Here is an 18,599-nt window from a genome sequence, read left to right on the forward strand (position 1 = left end):
AGTTGAAATAGCAGAAGTTGTCTGTGAGGACACACAGGCAACGGGAATAAAAAGAAAGCCTGGGTATGTGCGATTCCCTCCCTCGGGAGGGGCAGGGAGGGGTTTCGTTAAGCGTATGGTTCAATCGCTTGTATAAACCCCTCCCTGCCTTTACGCACAGACCAAACGCACCCCTCCCGTGGGGAGGGAATTAAAACACAGATAATTAAAACGTACAACCTAAATGACCGCCACACAAATCAAAAGTACCAGGCTCCTTTCCCTCGATGTTTTCCGTGGTGCCACCATAGCCGCCATGATCCTGGTAAATGACCCGGGCGACTGGGGGCATATATATGCTCCACTGGAACACTCTAAATGGGATGGTTGCACACCTACCGACCTGGTGTTTCCCTTCTTCCTGTTTATGGTCGGGGTATCTGTGGTGTATGCTATGGAAAGCAAAAAAGCTACCGTACCACATGGTAAATTGTTATTAAATGCTTTGCGCCGTACTGCTATCCTGATCGCTATTCCCTGGATCACGCAATTGATCTTTCATCCGGATGGCGGATTGGCACATCTGCGCCTGCCCGGAGTATTGCCGCGCATCGCGCTGGTTTATTTTATCTGCACCATCCTCTACCTCAAAACATCACAAAAAACCCGCGACTGGATCTTTGCCTTCGCGCTCATTGGTTATTTTATCATCATGACCTGCATACCGGTACCCGGTGTGGGCTATGCCAATCTGAAACCCGAAACCAATATGGGTGCCTGGATTGATCGACTCGTATTTACCACCAACCACCTCTGGCGCGAATCACATACCTGGGACCCTGAAGGTTTGCTGGGCACCTTACCCGCCATAGCTACAGGCTTATTTGGCATACGGGTAGGCAGCTGGCTAAAACGTAAAGACCGCGACGATAATGTTAAGGTAAGCTGGATGTTTACCTATGGCGTAATTGCTGTGATATTGGGGCTAATCTGGGACCTGTTTTTCCCCATCAACAAAGCATTGTGGACAAGCTCATTTGTGCTATACACCGGCGGACTGGCCACTATTGCCCTGGCCCTTTGTTATTGGCTTATTGATGTGCAGGGCCGCAAGCGGTTCACCTACTTTTTTGTAGTTTTCGGGGCCAATGCCATTACCGCCTATGTATTGTCGGGCTATATCCCGCATTATATGGGTATGATCAAAATTGGCGGGGCATCCATTTATCAAACTTTATTTGCACCTTACTTTTCGCCCATCAATGCTTCGCTGGTCAGCGCTATATTTACGGTGGCCATATTATGGCTGGTGATGTGGGTATTCTACATCAAAAAAATCTTTATCAAAATATAATCATGAAATTAAAACTCAACCTTATCATCCTTACGGCAACTGTTTTTCTGTTTGCCACTCATTTAAAAGCGCAAACTGCTACTCCCGATTTTAAACCATCGCACCTCAAGGCCGCCGAACAATATTTGATAGCTACGGGAGTGAGCGCTCAATTCGGCGATATATTAAATAAAATGGTAGATGCCTCAAGCGCACAGATACCCGAGGCAAACCGGGCATCATACGTGAAAGTAATGAACGCTTTTATGGCTAAGTACTTCACCTGGGATGCCCTGAAAGACCGACTTGAAAAAACCTACGCGGCTGAATTTACCGAGGATGAGCTTAAACAATTAACTGCTTTTTATAGTACCCCGCTCGGAAAAAAAGTGAGTGTTAAAGCCCCTATTTTGATACAAAAGGGAATGTTATTAGGACAACAAGCGGTTGCCGATCATCGCCCCGAACTGGAACAAATGATGAAGGATGCGTTTCAGGCCGACGCAGCTCCGGCCCCAAAGAATAATTAACATCAAGTAACTTGTAACTAAGAGTTTCGTTTTGCATCTTAGCATTATATATCCCCATTAATTATATGAATTTAAACCTTAAGCTTTCCGCAGTTGCCCTGGCAGTGATCATCAGCTCGGGAAGTGCCATAGCACAAGTAAAGAAAAAGCCAGCCGCCCCGGCAAAAAATAAACCGGCTGCTGCACAAACGGCGACAAAAGCTAACACCTTACCCGTTGATGACCAGGTGATCATAGGCAAACTGCCTAATGGTTTAACCTATTACATCCGCAAGAATGTGGAGCCGAAGAACAAGGCCGAACTATACCTGGTGAATAAAGCCGGATCGGTTTTGGAAACCGACGATCAGCAGGGCCTGGCCCACTTTACCGAGCACATGGCTTTTAACGGCACCCGCGATTTCCCGAAGAACGCAATGGTTGATTATCTGCAAAAATCAGGTGTAAAATTTGGCGCCGACCTGAATGCCTATACCTCCTTTAATGAGACCGTGTATCAGCTGCCCATCCCGTCGGATACGGTTAAAATATTTGAGAACGGCTTTAAAATACTGGCCAACTGGGCCGGCTATGTAAGTTTTGACCCCAGCGAAATTGATAAAGAACGCGGTGTGGTGTTAGAAGAAGAACGTCTTCGCGGTAAAAACGCGCAGGAACGTTTACAGTTGCAAACCTTACCGGTATTGCTGAATAATTCGCGCTATGCCTTGCGCTTGCCTATCGGGAAAGAGGATATATTGAAAAACTTTAAACCGGAAACCATTAAAAGTTTCTACCACGACTGGTACCGTCCCGATCTGCAGGCAGTTATAGCTGTGGGCGATTTTGATCCGAAGCGTGTAGAGGAGCTCATCAAACAAAACTTTTCGCAGCTGCAAAACCCGGCCGGCGAAAAAGCACGCACCAAATATACCGTACCGCCAACACCTGGCACCGCGGTTAAAATAGCTACCGATAAGGAGTTTCCGTACACGCTTGCCCAGATCGTTGTAAAACATCCGGGAGCAGCAACTAAAACCACTACCGACTACATGCAGCAAATACGTGAGGGGCTGTTTAACCAGATGCTAAACGCTCGTTTGGGTGAGCTGCTGCAAAAACCTAATCCACCATTTTTATATGGCCACTCCAGCTATGGTAATTTTATTGGCGAACAGGACGCGTTTACCTCCATCGCTGTATCCAAACCTGGTGAATTGGAAGCCGCCGTTAAAGCCGTAGTTGCCGAAACCGAACGCGCCCGCAAATTTGGATTTACCCTTACCGAGCTGGAACGCGCCAAACAGGATGCCCTGGTAGGTATAGGCAATGCTTATAGAGAACGCGACAAAACCCGCTCGGTAAATTTTGTACGGGAATACCAGCAAAACTTTTTAACCGGTGAAGCTATACCCGGTATTGAATTTGAATACAATTTTTATGTAAACAACATTGGCAAAATAAGCCTTGCCGAAATGAACGCCCTTGCCGGTAAATTCATCAGCGACCAAAACCGAGTGGTGATCGTGGAAGGCCCGGATAAGGATAAGGACAAATTGCCCGATGAAAAAACCATTTTACAATGGATAGCTTCGGCAGGGCAAAATGTAACTGCGTATGTTGATAATGTATCGTCAGATCCATTGATCAGTAAGTTGCCCGATGGTAGTGCTGTTACCAACGAGGTGAAGGATGAGGCCATCGGCACCACCACCCTTACCTTAGGCAACGGTGTAAAGGTTGTCTTAAAACCTACCGATTTCCGTAACGACCAGATCCTCATCAACGGTTACTCATTTGGTGGTACATCATTGGCTAATGATGAGGATTTTACTTCCGCAAATTTAGCCTCACCTATAGTAAGCAGCAGTGGTATTGCCCAATTTAATCAGGGCCAGCTGGATAAAAAGCTTGCTGGTAAAAACGTAAACATATCACCTTACATCAGTGACTATGCGCAGGGTATCAACGGTAATTCGTCGCCGGCAGATTTTGAAACGGCTATGCAGCTTGTTTACCTGTACTTTACACAACCCCGTAAGGATAAGGATATCTGGCAATCACAAATTGACCAAACCCGGTCGCTGCTGGCCAATCGCGGTCTCGACCCTGTAAATGTTTTCCAGGATACTGTGTCGGCTGTTTTGAGCAACCATAACTTCAGGTCGATGGTAACCACGATCGACAGGTTAAACAAGGCCACATTGGATAAAGCTTACGCCTTTTATAAAAGCCGTTTTTCCGATGCCAGCGGATTTACCTTTACCCTGGTTGGTAATTTCAATGTAGAAACCATTAAGCCATTCCTAACCCATTACTTAGGTGCCCTGCCATCAACCAACAGTAACGAAAACTATAAAAATCTCGAGATCCATCCGCCCGCAGGCATCGTCAATACCACGGTGAATAAAGGTGTAGGCGAAAAAAGCAGCGTACAACTGGTTTTCAGCGGCGATTATGATTATAATGATGCCAACAACCTGCAAATGGACGCGCTGGAAGAGGTGTTAAACATTAAATTGATAGAGCGCCTGCGCGAGCAGGAAAGCGGTGTTTATGCTCCGGGCGTACGTGCCTCCTACCGCAAAATTCCAGGAGGTCGTTACAGCATCAACATTTATTTTGGTTGCGCGCCTGAAAATGTAGATAAGCTGATCAATGCCACTATCGAGGAAATTGGTAAGATCAAACAGAACGGTGCCCAGCCAACAGACATCCAGAAGTTTGTGGCCAAAGAAGCCCGTTCAACGCAGGAACAACTGAAAGAAAACTTCTTTTGGGCAAGCTACCTGGCTTCTTCCTTACAAAACAAAGAAAACCCCGACCAGATCCTGACCCATGTAAATAGCCTGGACCAGGTAACTGTTCAAAGCACCAAAGATGCCGCCAACAAATACCTGATCGGTAAAAACTATATCAAACTGGTACTAATGCCAGAGAAAACAGAAAAGAGATAATTTTTCTCTCAGGGATATAAAATACAAACGCCCCGCCGATAAACCCGGCGGGGCGTTTTTGTAACGTTACGTCATCCTGAACTTGTTTCAGGATCTCACAGGACAATTATACATCATGTATAACCCTACTGATGGGATGCCGAAACAAGTTCGGCATGACTTGATATTATAGATTAGTTAAAAGGGTGTCACCCTGAGCTCAGTCGAAGGGTAGAGCGCAGAAGCCACCCACCATGCTTCGACGGAGCTCAGCATGACCCATTATAGGTTCAGTTAGCCCCTAATGCATATTAAAATAAGCGGCAGCCGTATCATGGGGCTGATGTACCACCACACCCACACATTTACCGGCGGTATCTATCTCAAAAGAGATCCCTTTATCCAGGTCGGTATAAACCTGTACTTTGCCATTCTTATTTTGATAATCGCTGGTTGGTTTCAGGTTGTAGCTTTTTTTGATCTCATCGGCAGTGCTACCAACACCAAGGCCCTCTGCGGTTTTAAATTCCGGCGAATTAACCAATATCTTCTGGATCCGGCTGATGATCTCGTCCTTATCGCCCATTTTACGGTGGGCAAATACGCTCGTGCGGTAACCATCGGCTTTATGTCCGGTGTACCATACCATTAACGAACTTCCCATGGCCGCGTCCGAGCTATCGGGCCTGCCCAATAACTGACTCACATTGGTTACATCTTCACTTAATACAATGTCACCAATGCTCCTGCCCGGGGTGATTAGTTTATTGGCTACTGAGGTTTTGGTCTTAGTGGTATCCGCTGTACTTGCTGTGGTATCAGAGCTGTTTTGTTTTTGCGCCGGTTGTTTACACGCAAACAGGGCGGTGCAGCATAATAATAGCAGACTATTCTTCATCATATTTATCATAACGGTATTATATTTATTTTGTTGGGTAGCTTGATATACCTAACCAAATTAACATTAATTTGTTGAACAAATAATGACATCCAAAGGCCAACAGGTTATACAGCAGTGGTACAGGCAAAAAAACTGGCAGCAGTTCCCTTTTCAGCAGGAAATGGAGGCGGCCTATCTTTCTGGCTACTCCGGTTTGCTTAATGCGCCAACAGGCAGCGGTAAAACCTTCGCGCTGTTCCTGCCATTTCTGGCTGGCTTTATCAATCAGCATCCGGATACTTATACCACGCAAAAAAATAATGGTTTGCTTATGTTGTGGATAACACCACTGCGTGCGCTCACCAACGATATCCGCAAAGCCATGCAGGAAGCCTGCGACGAGATCGGCCTGCCCTGGCACATCGCCACCCGCACTGGGGATACACCTGCTGCCGAAAAACAGGCCCTCAAGAAAAAACTGCCCGAAGTACTGCTCACCACACCCGAAAGCTTGCACCTGATGCTGGCTCAAAAGGAGTACCCTAAAATGTTCAGTCAACTACAGGTAGTCGTGATCGACGAATGGCACGAACTCTTGGGCACCAAACGCGGCGTACAGGTGGAGTTGGGGCTGTCCCGCCTCAAAGCCCTTGCTACAGTTGGCAGTTATCAGTTTGCGGTGGGCAGTTTAGCGTTTGCAGTTGACAGTGGGCAGTTGCCAGCAGTAGAGAAAAATAATAAAAAGGATAAAAGTCTGCCAACTGCAAACAGCCTACTGCAAACTGATAACCGCCAACTAAAAATCTGGGGTATCAGCGCTACCATTGGCAACCTGGAGCAAGCAGCCGAAGTTTTACTGGGCAACGATTTCCCGCCGGAGCGCGTCAAAATGGTGCGGGCCAATCTGGATAAAAAGCTGGATATCCGGTCCATCATCCCGGAAAATGTCGAGAATTATTCCTGGGCCGGGCATATCGGTTTAAAGCTGCTGCCCGAGGTAATGGAGATCGTAGCCCGCAGCAAAACCACGCTCATATTTACCAATACCCGGTCTCAGTCCGAAATTTGGTACCATGCCATCCTGGACAATTACCCTGAGTATGCAGGCATCATGGCCATGCACCATGGCTCGCTGGATAATGAGCTACGTAACTGGGTAGAGCAGGCCCTGCATGCCGAAGCTTTAAAGCTGGTGGTATGCACTTCCAGTCTGGATCTGGGGGTCGATTTTCGACCGGTTGACACCGTGGTGCAGGTAGGCAGTCCCAAAGGCGTGGCCCGTTTTATGCAGCGTGCCGGCCGAAGCGGTCACCACCCCGGCGCGGTATCCCGGGCTTATTTTGTGCCCACGCACTCACTCGAACTGTTGGAGGGTGCCGCGCTGAAAGAAGCCATTAAAAAAGGCATTTTTGAAAGCCGTGACCCGATGCTGCTCACCATGGATGTACTCATCCAATACATGGTTACCCTGGCCGTGTCCGACGGCTTCAGGGCCGAGGAACTGTTTAACGAAGTAAAAACAACTTATGCCTTTGCCGATTTGACCCGCAACGAATTTGGTCAGCTGCTGGATTTTATCACCACCGGTGGCAAAACACTGGCCCAGTACGATGAGTTTTTAAAAGTAGAAATAGCCGATGGCCTGTACAAAGTAAACAACCGCCGCGTGGCCATGCGTCATCGCCTCAGCATCGGCACCATCACCAGCGAACTCAGCGTACGCGTAAAATGGCTGAGTGGCGGCAGCCTGGGCACCATCGAAGAATCATTTATCTCCCGCTTAAAACCAGGCAATACCTTTTGGTTCGCCGGGCGCAGCCTGGAGTTTATAAGGGTAAAGGAAATGACAGCCTATGTTAAAAAATCAAACTCCACCAAGGGCATTATCCCCAGCTGGAACGGTGGGCGCATGCCGCTGTCGTCGCAATTGGCGGCAGTGTTCAGGGATAAGCTGGATGAGGTAGCGCATGGTGTGGAAAAGGACGAAGAAGTGATCGCGCTCAAACCGCTGTTCGATTTACAGCAGCAGCTTTCGCACCTGCCTCAAAGCCATGAGTTTTTGATCGAGTCGTTTAAATCGCGCGAAGGCCACCATCTCTTGTTTTATCCTTTTGAAGGGCGCTTGGTACATGAGGGTATGGCGTCGCTGCTGGCCTTCCGCATCAGCAAAATAAAACCGGCCAGCTTTTCTATCGCCATGAACGATTATGGCTTTGAACTGTTGACCGACGAAGACGTACCCATTGAACAGGTACTGGAAGATGCCAGCTTCTTTTCGATCGATAACCTCCTGGATGACATTCAGCACAGCCTCAACGCCAACGAAATGGCCCGCCGCCGCTTCCGGGATATCGCCCACATCGGCGGACTGGTATTTACAGGCTATCCCGGTCAGCAGGTAAAAAACAAACACCTGCAGGCATCTACCTCCTTATTATTTGAAGTATTTACAGAGTACGAGCCCAACAACCTGCTGGTACGGCAGGCCTATAACGAAGCCCTGGCTTTTCAGCTGGAGGAGTTCAGGCTGAGGGCAGCATTGCAACGCATCGCCACACAAAACATCATTCTCAAAACTATCGAACGCCCAACACCATTCGCGTTCCCCATTATGGTGGATAGCCTGGGGCGTGAACGGCTCACTACCGAAACTCTCGAAGAGCGCATTGCCAAAATGGCCCGAAGCTACGGCGCCGAAGGCTTCGCAGAACCAGCTGAACGCAAAACCCGCAAACCGGGAGTTACCAGGAAGAAGGGGTTTTAAAATTTTACAACTACCTTGCGCTCGTTTGCAACGAGTGCTTAATATGGCGCGGCGATTGCATCGCCATAGCGTTTTAAACGCAAACCCACGTTAAGCACTCGTTGCAAACGAGCGCAAGTAAGTAATTGATCCATTCCATTTCGCAATAACATCCTAACAACATGTCATTGCGAGCGCAGCGTGGCAATCTCGTCGCGTTCTCACGAATAAGTATAGCTACGAGATTGCCACGTCGTTCCTCCTCGCAATGACGTACGGATTATTATATTATTTTCCTATCCGCACATCTACACATCCAAAATCTGCACATCTATTTTTACCTTTGCCGATATGGATACGATTACCTGGCACGATTTTGAGCAAGTAGAACTCCGGATCGGGACCATCCTCGAAGTAGTAGAATTTCCTGAAGCACGCAAACCCGCCTTTAAAGTGAGGGTTGACTTTGGCGAATTTGGTATTAAATGGTCAAGCGCGCAGATCACTAAACATTATACTATAGATGAATTGCCCGGGCGCCAGATTGTCGGTGTGATCAACTTTCCGAAAAAACAAATCGGCAAATTTATGTCGGAGTTTTTGGTAACCGGTTTTGCCGACGAGAACGGAGATATTGTTTTAGCCGCTGTGGACAAACCTGTGCCCAACGGCAGCAAATTGATTTAAATGAGATATTTTAGTTTTGAGGACGAGCCAACGATCTCGCCGGATGATTTTTTTATGGGCGAAGCTTTAAAGGAAGCCCAATATGCCCTGGAAGAAGACGAGATACCTATTGGCGCCATTGTGGTGCATGGCGGTAAGATCATTGGCCGGGGTCATAACCTTACGGAGCGATTGACTGATGTATCGGCCCACGCCGAAATGCAGGCCCTTACAGCTGCGGCCAACTCTATGGGCGGCAAATACCTGCAGGGTTGCACCCTTTACGTAACCATGGAACCCTGTGTGATGTGCGCCGGGGCATCCTACTGGTTCCAGGTAAGCCGGATAGTGTTTGGCGCTTATGATACCAAACTGGGTTTCGGCAGGCTCAATCAAAAAATAACCCACCCCAAAACGGTGATCACCGGAGGCATCCGCGAAAACGAATGCTCGGAATTGGTGAAGAGTTTTTTTAAAGGGAAGAGGAAGAAATAAGTCCATAGATCAAAGTTCATGGTTGATAGTTCATTGATCATAGCGGATAGTCTATTTACAAAATATTGACCACCAATCGTGAACTACTGGGCACAATCCATGATCTATGAACTATCAACCATGAACTACGCACCCTTACACAATCCTGACAATTTTTTTAGAACAAAAACTCAGTTCATCTCTTATATTTGTTACGTCACAACATTAAACTTTTAAACTTAATAAAATAACTATTATGGCATTTACACTACCGGCGTTATCCTACGCTACAGATGCATTGGAACCGCATATTGATAAACTGACTATGGAAATTCACCATGGCAAACATCACCAGGCTTACGTAACCAACTTAAACAAAGCTTTAGAAGGCAAGCCAGAGGCGGATAGCAATATCGACGATATCATCAAAAACATTTCTAAATTCCCGCCTGCTGTACGCAACAATGGTGGCGGTCATTATAACCACTCTTTATTCTGGACCTTGCTTTCTCCAAACGGAGGCGGTGAGCCTACAGGCGCTTTGGCCGATGCTATTAACAGCACATTCGGTTCATTTGCCGATTTCAAAACTAAAGTATCTGAAGCCGGTGCAACCCGTTTCGGATCTGGCTGGGCATGGTTAATTGTTACTGCCGATAAAAAACTGGCTGTAACTTCAACCCCTAACCAGGACAACCCATTAATGGACATCGCCGAAGTAAAAGGCACCCCAATTTTAGGTATCGACGTTTGGGAACACGCGTACTACCTGAAATACCAGAACCGTCGCCCGGATTACCTGGCGGCTATCTGGAACGTGATCAACTGGAAACACGTTGCCGAGCTTTACGCAAAAGCAACCGCTTAATTAAAAAATTAAGCACATAAAAAAGGGGCAGGTTCAAATGAACCTGCCCCTTTTTTAGTTATTGAAGTAGTGAATTATTGAATTGGTTTCTATTAAACAAGCTTCCTTCCCTCGTCAGCAGATAAGCTTCGGACGAAAGCGGGCAGAACGATGGCGGCCTGTGCGGCTGCAAAGGCATTAGCAAACCTTGCCGAAGTCTGGAATTGAGCGAACGAAGTGGAGGTAAGGTTTAGCAGCCGTGGTTCTGTCTGCTTTGCAGGATAACGGCCAAGTGCGGCAAAGAAGCCTCTCTGCTGACTTGATTTTTGGTTACTTTTCATCAAGGAAAAGTAACTGGCCCTCCCGCGGCCAAGAGCGGGTATACGCCAAGTAGGCAGCTCTGTATAACTACCATGCTGTACACTTTACTTTATGGGATGCCGAAACAAGTTCGGCATAACGTTGATCTTCTCCTCAATATTTCGTATATTTACATATACAGCAGCCCGGTTTTCTAAAAAATAGAAAATTGGGCTGTTTAGTTAAGACCAAAACAAGGCCAAAACCGACCGCTTAACATGTAGTTATTTGACAATCAATAACTTAATACTTTTTAAACCTTTCAAAACCTATCAAAAATTTGTTAAAAAGTGTTAAAATCGATGGTTTTGAATGAGTTTTAAGCAGTTTTTGATGTGTTTTTGCCCTGTTTTCGACTAAAAATTGTTAAAATTCTAACTTTAAAAAGTTTTAAGAATAGGTGTGTGGATGAAATTCCGGAGGAAAAAATCACTAATTCAATAAATCAATAATTCAATAACTAACCTATGAAAGCCATCGTTTTAGAAGCCGCCGATAAACCACTGGTATGTAAAGAAGTTGAAAAACCAACCCTTGCTCCCGGTGAGGTTTTAGTTCATATCAAAGCCGCAGCCCTAAACCGCCGCGACTATTGGATAACCGTAGGCAAATATGCTGGCATCAAATACCCGAGCATATTGGGCTCAGACGGTGCCGGCGTGGTAGCCGAAGTAGGCAGCGAAGCGGACAAACAGTGGATCAATAAAGAAGTAGTGATCAACCCCAGCAATAACTACGGTAAAAGCGACGATTACCAGGGTACCGATTTTAAAATACTGGGCCTGCCGGATGATGGTACTTTTGCCGAATATGTAAAAACCAGGGTGGAATATCTGCACCCCAAACCCAATCACCTTACCTGGGAGCAGGCAGCCGCTATTCCGCTGGCAGGTTTAACTGCTTACCGGGCCTTATTTACCAAAGCCAAGGCAAAAAAGGGCGACAAGGTTTTGATATCGGGTGTAGGGGCGGGCACAGGTGTTTTTGCCTTGCAATGGGCCGTTGCAGCGGGTTGCCAGGTGTTTGTAACATCGGGCAGTGGCGAAAAAATTGAACGTGCCAAAAAACTGGGTGCTGCGGCAGGTGTAAACTACAAAGCGCAGGACTGGGCCGAACAACTGAAACTGATGGCCCACGGTTTTGACATTATTATCGACAGTGCCCTGGGCGCTGGCTTCGCCAAATTCCCCGATCTCTGCAATCCCGGTGGCCGTATCGTGGTATTCGGCGGAACAGCAGGTAACATTCCCCCGCTGGATGGACGTAAGATATTCTGGAAACAGCTACAACTATTGGGTACCACCATGGGCACCCATGATGATTTTACGGCTATGCTGGCTTTTGTGACCAAGCACGAGTTGGTGCCGGTAGTTGATGAAGTTTATGATTTCAAAAATGCTCAAAAAGCCATCGACAAAATGGAGAAATCCTCACAGTTTGGTAAAATTGTGTTGCAGAATTTATGGTGTTGATTTATAAATAGCTATATATCAATTATTTACATAAATAACGAGTCATATTCCATGCCTAACGGTCATTAAATAAAATGATTGCAAAATAATCTACTAATTTTGTGGACTTTATTTTAGGCATGATCAAAAAACCCATCGACCTGCTGCTGCAGGAATCGGCAGAAGAAGGCGAGCACTCATTAAAACGTACATTGGGCCCGGTTAACCTTATCCTCATCGGGATAGGCATTATCATAGGGGCCGGTTTATTTTCATTAACAGGCATCGCCGCCGGGCAGCATTCGGGACCGGCCGTAACCATATCATTTTTAATAGCAGCCGTTGGTTGCGCCTTCGCAGCACTTTGTTATGCCGAATTTTCGGCCATGATACCGGTAGCTGGTAGCGCCTATACCTACTCCTATGCCACTATGGGCGAGCTTTTTGCCTGGATCATTGGTTGGGACCTGGTATTGGAATACTCCGTTGGTGCAGCAACCGTGGCTATCAGCTGGTCGCAATATTTAACCAAGTTTCTGTCCTGGTTTGATCTTTATCTGCCGCCGCAGTTGATCCTGTCGCCTTTTGAAACTTCAAAAGCGGCCAATGGTGATATTGTGCGGGGTATCATTAACCTGCCTGCAGCACTCATCGTTATTGTGGTTACCAGTATCATTATCAGGGGTACTAAAGGCTCGGCATTGGTTAATGCCATTATTGTGAGCTTAAAAGTGGGCGTGGTGTTGGTATTTATAGCCGTGGGCTGGTCGTTCATCAACCCGCAGAACTATCATCCTTATATACCGCAAAATACGGGCGTATGGGGTGATTATGGATGGTCGGGCATACTGAGAGGTGCCGGACTAGTGTTCTTTGTATTCATCGGTTTCGACGCGGTATCAACTGCGGCGCAGGAGGCCAAAAACCCGCAGCGCAACATGCCTATAGGGATCATTGGTTCGCTGGTGGTGTGTACTATCCTGTTTGTGATCTTCGCCCATGTGATGACGGGTATGGCCAATTATAAAGAGTTTATTGGCTCGGGCGCACCGGTTGCCATCGCGATCGAAAAAACACATTACCAGTGGCTAAGCAAGGCTATTGTACTGGCTATATTGATTGGCTATACATCCGTGATCCTGGTTGATCTGCTGGGGCAATCAAGGGTATTTTTCTCCATGTCGAAGGATGGCTTGTTACCCAAAGTATTTTCAGATGTGCACCCAAAATTCCGCACACCCTGGAAGTCGAATATCGTACTTTGTGCCTTTATCGCGCTGTTCGCGGCATTTGTCCCTATCCGTGTGGTAGGCGAAATGACCAGCATAGGTACCTTGCTGGCCTTTGTGATGGTATGCGCGGGTGTACTTATTTTACGCAAACAGCAGCCCAATATTCACCGGCCATTTAAAACACCATGGGTACCGGTAGTACCTATATTGGGCATTTTGGTTTGTTTTGCCATGATGACTTTTTTACCCGGCGATACCTGGTTACGATTAATAATTTGGTTGGCAATTGGTTTAGTTATATATTTCACCTACGGTAAAAAGAATAGCGTGATACGCAAAAGGCTTGCAGCTAAACATGGATAGCTTTCATGAATGAGGATATACTAAAACTAAAAATTGAACGGATAAAGTGGGAAACAAAGGATACAGCCACCTTTTATTTGAGCAATGTTTCGGGCAAACCTATCCCATATAAGGCCGGGCAATTTGTTACCCTGATATTTAACCATCGTAACGAGGAGATTCGCAGGTCCTATTCTTTAGGTTCATCACCGGATGAGGAATTGTTATCTATCACCGTAAAACGCATTACCAATGGCGAAATATCCCGCTTCATGCTTGCTAAAGAACATCCTGGCGATGTTTTGACCGCGCTGGCTCCAGCCGGGAGGTTCACCATCAATCAATTTGAACAGGAAAAGGATATTTTGCTTTTTGCAGGTGGCACAGGTATTACCCCGATATTTTCGCAGATCAAGTATGTACTCAAACGCCCCGGGAAAAGCAGGCTTACACTTATTTATAGTAACCAGGATGCTAACTCCATCGTGTTTAAAGATGAGCTGGATAACTTGGCAGTACAACATCCCGACAGGTTTAAAATTATTTACCTGCTCAGCAGTGAGGCTAACCGGCTGAATAACGATAAGGTGGAAGCCCTTACCCGCCAGATAGTGCAACAGGATGTGAATAAAGCGGAATTTTACCTGTGTGGTCCTTTCCCCTATATGCGTATGATCAGATTCGCGTTGGTGTACATGGGGATCGACCCTAAACAGATCCGTAGGGAAAACTTTGTCATAGAGACCGTATCGGTTACCAGCAGCATCCTGAATTTCCAGCCCAGGACGATCAGGATCAGGTTTAAAAATGAGCTGCACGACCTAGCCGTCGGTGAAAATCAATCCATACTGCAGGCTGCCTTACAAAACAACGTGCAGCTACCCTATAGTTGCCGAAACGGCGTATGCTCAACCTGTACCGCCCGGTGTACCAGCGGTAAAATTGAAATGGTAAAAAACGATGTACTCACCGATGCCGATATCGCTGAAGGCTGGGTGCTCACCTGTACCGGTCACCCGGTAAGTGATGATGTGGTGATAGACTATTCGCCGGTTTCCTGAACATCAATTAGTTTAGTTGTCATCCTGAGCGCAGCGAAGGATCTTCTTCGCTATGCACATCGCATGATAGATGCTTCACTCCGTTCAGCATGACAAATTTAGTTGAGCATCAAGCCAAATGCTGCTTATGCACCCTGCGGTGCACTACTTCTTTTACTTTTTTTGATTTGGACTTTTTTCGTTTCCCCAGCCAAATAATAAAACCGGTTATGGGCAACGAAGCGCAGATCAAACTGGTTAAAAACGCGATGATCTTGGTGGTTAAACCGCCTATTTGCCCTACATGCAGATCATAATTCATGTCGTTCATTTTCATACCCGGGCTTTTTTTATCATGCGGGGTTTGTTTTAAGAGTTTGCCTGTATATTTTTCAAAAATAAACTCATCACTCTTGTAATAGTGCAGGGTTTGCGCATAGGCATTTATACCAATGGTTCCGGCCGCCGAAGCATCCTCACTAATGGAAAACATCTCGGCTCTGGGGGCTCGTGCCTGTGCTATTGTAAACACCTGATCAATGACCGGTTTACCCTTTACCTTGTTCTTTAAAAGCGAGTCGGACTTGAGTACTTCTTTTTCGGAAGGATAGGAGCGGCCCAGGTTAGCGGTTGTATAAATCCCCTCCCTTACCGACTCGAACACCATGGATAAACCGGTTATCGATAATATAAGCGCTATAGAGGTAGCATAAAAACCGAGTACATTATGCAGATCATAATTTACCCTGCGCCAACGCCCATTCCATTTAATATTGAAACTTCGCTTACGGTCGCTTTTTCGTTTAGGCCACCATAATATTAACCCGGTGATCATGATCACCATAAATATAATAACAGATATGCCTACCACCAGGCTACCTATTTTGGGAGGCAATAACAGATAAAGGTGTATAAACTCCACTACTATAAAAAAGTTCTTCGCGGGGTTTTCCGTATAAGTTATTTTGCCGGTATAGGGGTTAAGGTAAACATATAGCATCCCGTCCTTTGGTAGATTAACCAATATGCCCGCAGGACGGTTAACTCCGTAATAATACATATAGGTGGCGGTAGCCCCTTTATGACCTTTTAATGCTTCGGCTTTTAATACTGATGGATCCAGATAGGGTTTATGCTGTACCTCAACTTTGCGGTAACTGTAAAAAGCATCCTGTATCTCGTCCTGAAAACAGAAAAGACAGCCGGTAACACTCACTATAAACACCACCAGCCCGGATATAAATCCGAGCCAGCGATGACAAAACAGGATGATCTTTTTAAAGGTCATATTAAAATTTATAGGCAAATGTTAAGGCGTAACTTCTTAATTTTTGCGGATTAACGGTGGTATAACCTATCCAGTATTTTTCGTTGGTGAGGTTATCCATTTTAAACCCTATCCTGTATTGGCTTACATCATAAAATGCTGATGCATTCAACACAGTGTAAGCGGGTAGCGAAAATACACCAAGCGTTTTACTGTTTATAATTTTGTTATCGCTTGCATAATTGCCGCCAAAACCAAAGCCAAGACCTTTTACCAAGCCTTTTGAAATGCGGTAGCTGGCCCAAAAGTTAGCATTATAAGGTGACCCGGCTGTAGTTGGGCGCAAGCCTTCTACAGTGGCATCGGCGGTTTTCTCCAGTTTTGAATCATTGTATGAAAACCCTGCAATAATATTTAAGCCTGTTACGGGGTTTGCTATTATCTCGGCCTCAAAGCCACGGCTAAACTGGGTACCATCCTGTACAGAAAGACTTGGATTTATAGCTGAGGCACGTACAACATCTTTTACCTTAATATCATAGTAACTTAAAGTACTGCTTAATTTACCATCAAACAGATCAATTTTAACCCCGCCTTCAATTTGGTTGGCTTGTTCAGGCTTTAATGGTTTATTATCTTCTGTTATTCCGGTTTTATTGGTAAAACCATTCTGGTAGTTGGCAAATAATGCCACGTGATCCTTAACCGGCTGATAGATCAAACCGAACTTTGGTGAAAACGCGGTTTGTTTATAACCTCCGGATGTAGTATTGGTTGTTGGGTCGTAATTACCTTTATTATCAAAACGATCGACACGCAATGCGGCTGAGGCTATTAACTGATCGGTAATATTAAACACGTCCGAAACATAAGCGCTGTAAGTATTGGTTTTATAGATTGAAGGATATGTAAACCCATATTTGCCAGTAGCATACAAAGCATTCATAGCTGCCCGGTTAAAATTGGAATAGTCATGAGCACCTTTTACCGATACGGTATCAAGCGTGCTGCCGAAAAAGAACTGATTGGAGTTTTCCCGGAAGAAATCCAACCCGGCAACTACCCGGTTTCTGAACTTGCCTATTTTAAAATCGCCGTTGAAGTTTTGCTGTATCTCGATCATATTATCCGTACTGTTACGGGTTGACTGATCATTGCGAGAAACTGAATCGCCGGGAAGCAAATAAAAGTAAGGGTTAAAGCCGTTTGAAAAACTATTAGTTGAACTGATGTTGGTACTTGTTGTCCACTGATCGGATATTTTATATTTTACTTGTCCGAAAAAGTTGGTACTTCTTGACGTTTGAGTCAAATCATCTCCATAGTAGGATTGTTTATAATCCAGTTTTAACTGATCAGCACTGGTGTATCCCAAAGCAGCAACCGATTGTCCATAAGGCATAAAGAAGATTGATTTACCGATGTTTTTACCATAAGACAACTCTGCGTCTGCCGATATTGTTAACCTGTCATTAACCTTATAAAGCAAGCTTGGTGCTATAGCCCATGCACGGTTAAAGCCATTATTCTGGAAACTGCCATCATTATTGAAGGCTGTATTTAAGCGGAACAATACCTTTTTCTGCACGTCCAATGGTGTATTTATATCAAGCGCCACACGGTGGAAGTCATAATTACCACCGGCCAAGGAAACCTCACCACCAAACGAGTCGTAAGGCGTTTTGGTTACCCGGTTAATCAGGCCGCCGTAAGAGGTTAAGGTACTTCCGAATAAAGTTGCAGATGGACCTTTGATCACTTCTATTCTGTCCAGATTAACAGCATCAATACCAGAGGTTATATTACCTGCTATGCCATTTCGCAACTTGGCTTGTACAATAAATCCACGTGAGTTATAATAACTGCCACCATCGCCACCACGACCGGTTGGCTCCCACATTTTTTGTATGCCCGGGGCATTACGCAAAGCATCGTCAACCGAAAAAATTTGCTGTTCCTGTAATAACTGGCTGGTTATGGTAGTGTAAACCTGCGCGTTTTCAAGGTTGCTCAAAGGCATTTTAGCAACGTCAACACTCTTTTTGGTTTTAAACTTATTTACCTTACTGCCACTGATACTTACTTCCCGCAAGTTGTTGGAGGCTTTGCTAACAGTAAATTGTGGTAAGGTTAGCGTTTGGCCTGCTGCAAGCTCAACAGGTGCTTCCTGGCTTTTGCTACCTACCTGTGATATAACCAGGGTGTATTTACCTTGGGGTGCCCTTAAAGTAAAATCACCGTCTTCGTTAGTGATAGTACCGTATTTTGTACCTTTTAAAGTAACCGAAACGTTTTCGGCCGGGCCGTCATTCTGAATAACAACGTGGCCTTTGATGGTTCCTTTTGATTGCTGAGCAATTGCAGCTGAATTGAAGAGCAGTATAATTGCTAAAATTGAGAGAGAGAATAGTTTGTGAAAATTAAGTTGGGGTTGCGTCATTTTATTTAGACTAATTATAAACAATTGGCCAAAAATAAGACACAGTGCCTAACAATCCAAATTATTTAGAATAATTATAAATAATAAAACTCAACCCCAT

General features: G+C 45.6%; 13 protein-coding genes. 10 read left to right on the plus strand and 3 right to left on the minus strand.

Features of this window, described 5'->3' with window-relative positions; translation table 11 throughout:
- Positions 1–223 precede the first annotated feature (223 nt).
- The 3 genes from AC57BQ_RS19970 (at position 224) to AC57BQ_RS19980 (ending at position 4,778) form a co-directional block, all read left to right on the plus strand.
- Complete coding sequence (locus tag AC57BQ_RS19970) at positions 224–1,333, plus strand: acyltransferase family protein (protein ID WP_496407939.1); 1,110 nt, start codon at positions 224–226, stop codon at positions 1,331–1,333.
- Between the two features lie 2 nt (positions 1,334–1,335).
- Positions 1,336–1,842, plus strand: coding sequence for a DUF2059 domain-containing protein (locus tag AC57BQ_RS19975; protein WP_496407940.1), 507 nt, complete (start codon positions 1,336–1,338; stop codon positions 1,840–1,842).
- A 65-nt stretch (positions 1,843–1,907) separates the two neighbouring features.
- Positions 1,908–4,778 carry a M16 family metallopeptidase gene (locus AC57BQ_RS19980; protein WP_496407941.1) on the plus strand — a complete coding sequence of 957 codons (2,871 nt, stop codon included), beginning with the start codon at positions 1,908–1,910 and terminating at the stop codon, positions 4,776–4,778.
- A gap of 280 nt (positions 4,779–5,058) precedes the next feature.
- On the opposite strand, the gene AC57BQ_RS19985 is transcribed toward AC57BQ_RS19980, so the two are convergent.
- The gene (locus AC57BQ_RS19985) at positions 5,059–5,658 is read right to left on the minus strand and encodes a hypothetical protein (protein WP_496407942.1); all 600 of its coding nucleotides are present in this window, start codon (positions 5,656–5,658) and stop codon (positions 5,059–5,061) included.
- Positions 5,659–5,740: 82 nt separating this feature from the next.
- Between AC57BQ_RS19985 and AC57BQ_RS19990 the strand changes: the two genes are divergently transcribed.
- The 7 genes from AC57BQ_RS19990 (at position 5,741) to AC57BQ_RS20020 (ending at position 14,813) form a co-directional block, all read left to right on the plus strand.
- Positions 5,741–8,401 (plus strand): ligase-associated DNA damage response DEXH box helicase, encoded by a 2,661-nt coding sequence (locus tag AC57BQ_RS19990; RefSeq protein WP_496407943.1) that lies wholly within the window; start codon positions 5,741–5,743, stop codon positions 8,399–8,401.
- Positions 8,402–8,731: 330 nt separating this feature from the next.
- Complete coding sequence (locus AC57BQ_RS19995) at positions 8,732–9,067, plus strand: tRNA-binding protein (RefSeq protein ID WP_496407944.1); 336 nt, start codon at positions 8,732–8,734, stop codon at positions 9,065–9,067.
- Positions 9,068–9,541, plus strand: coding sequence for a nucleoside deaminase (locus tag AC57BQ_RS20000; protein ID WP_496407945.1), 474 nt, complete (start codon positions 9,068–9,070; stop codon positions 9,539–9,541). It abuts the gene before it with no gap.
- 235 nt (positions 9,542–9,776) lie between these two features.
- The gene (locus AC57BQ_RS20005) at positions 9,777–10,388 is read left to right on the plus strand and encodes a superoxide dismutase (RefSeq protein ID WP_496407946.1); all 612 of its coding nucleotides are present in this window, start codon (positions 9,777–9,779) and stop codon (positions 10,386–10,388) included.
- 806 nt (positions 10,389–11,194) lie between these two features.
- On the plus strand, positions 11,195–12,199 hold the full coding sequence (locus AC57BQ_RS20010) for a zinc-binding dehydrogenase (RefSeq protein WP_496407947.1): 1,005 nt from the start codon (positions 11,195–11,197) through the stop codon (positions 12,197–12,199).
- A gap of 119 nt (positions 12,200–12,318) precedes the next feature.
- Complete coding sequence (locus AC57BQ_RS20015) at positions 12,319–13,773, plus strand: amino acid permease (protein WP_076378480.1); 1,455 nt, start codon at positions 12,319–12,321, stop codon at positions 13,771–13,773.
- 5 nt (positions 13,774–13,778) lie between these two features.
- A complete protein-coding gene (locus AC57BQ_RS20020; protein WP_496407948.1) occupies positions 13,779–14,813 on the plus strand; it encodes a 2Fe-2S iron-sulfur cluster-binding protein in 1,035 nt (344 codons plus the stop codon).
- 109 nt (positions 14,814–14,922) lie between these two features.
- On the opposite strand, the gene AC57BQ_RS20025 is transcribed toward AC57BQ_RS20020, so the two are convergent.
- Both AC57BQ_RS20025 and AC57BQ_RS20030 read right to left on the minus strand, forming a co-directional pair.
- On the minus strand, positions 14,923–16,080 hold the full coding sequence (locus tag AC57BQ_RS20025) for a PepSY-associated TM helix domain-containing protein (protein ID WP_496407949.1): 1,158 nt from the start codon (positions 16,078–16,080) through the stop codon (positions 14,923–14,925).
- A 1-nt stretch (position 16,081) separates the two neighbouring features.
- The gene (locus tag AC57BQ_RS20030) at positions 16,082–18,499 is read right to left on the minus strand and encodes a TonB-dependent siderophore receptor (RefSeq protein ID WP_496407950.1); all 2,418 of its coding nucleotides are present in this window, start codon (positions 18,497–18,499) and stop codon (positions 16,082–16,084) included.
- Positions 18,500–18,599 lie beyond the last annotated feature (100 nt).

Source organism: Mucilaginibacter sp. BGA-UO-ETr-C110, assembly GCF_059567985.1.

Excerpts from the sequence above, each read along its gene's own strand:
- AC57BQ_RS19970 (WP_496407939.1), top strand. The coding sequence starts at position 224 with ATGACCGCCACACAAATCAAAAGTACCAGGCTCCTTTCCCTCGATGTT.
- AC57BQ_RS19975 (WP_496407940.1), top strand. The coding sequence starts at position 1,336 with ATGAAATTAAAACTCAACCTTATCATCCTTACGGCAACTGTTTTTCTG.
- AC57BQ_RS19980 (WP_496407941.1), top strand. The coding sequence starts at position 1,908 with ATGAATTTAAACCTTAAGCTTTCCGCAGTTGCCCTGGCAGTGATCATC.
- AC57BQ_RS19985 (WP_496407942.1), bottom strand. The coding sequence starts at position 5,658 with ATGATGAAGAATAGTCTGCTATTATTATGCTGCACCGCCCTGTTTGCG.
- AC57BQ_RS19990 (WP_496407943.1), top strand. The coding sequence starts at position 5,741 with ATGACATCCAAAGGCCAACAGGTTATACAGCAGTGGTACAGGCAAAAA.
- AC57BQ_RS19995 (WP_496407944.1), top strand. The coding sequence starts at position 8,732 with ATGGATACGATTACCTGGCACGATTTTGAGCAAGTAGAACTCCGGATC.
- AC57BQ_RS20000 (WP_496407945.1), top strand. The coding sequence starts at position 9,068 with ATGAGATATTTTAGTTTTGAGGACGAGCCAACGATCTCGCCGGATGAT.
- AC57BQ_RS20005 (WP_496407946.1), top strand. The coding sequence starts at position 9,777 with ATGGCATTTACACTACCGGCGTTATCCTACGCTACAGATGCATTGGAA.
- AC57BQ_RS20010 (WP_496407947.1), top strand. The coding sequence starts at position 11,195 with ATGAAAGCCATCGTTTTAGAAGCCGCCGATAAACCACTGGTATGTAAA.
- AC57BQ_RS20015 (WP_076378480.1), top strand. The coding sequence starts at position 12,319 with ATGATCAAAAAACCCATCGACCTGCTGCTGCAGGAATCGGCAGAAGAA.
- AC57BQ_RS20020 (WP_496407948.1), top strand. The coding sequence starts at position 13,779 with ATGAATGAGGATATACTAAAACTAAAAATTGAACGGATAAAGTGGGAA.
- AC57BQ_RS20025 (WP_496407949.1), bottom strand. The coding sequence starts at position 16,080 with ATGACCTTTAAAAAGATCATCCTGTTTTGTCATCGCTGGCTCGGATTT.
- AC57BQ_RS20030 (WP_496407950.1), bottom strand. The coding sequence starts at position 18,499 with ATGACGCAACCCCAACTTAATTTTCACAAACTATTCTCTCTCTCAATT.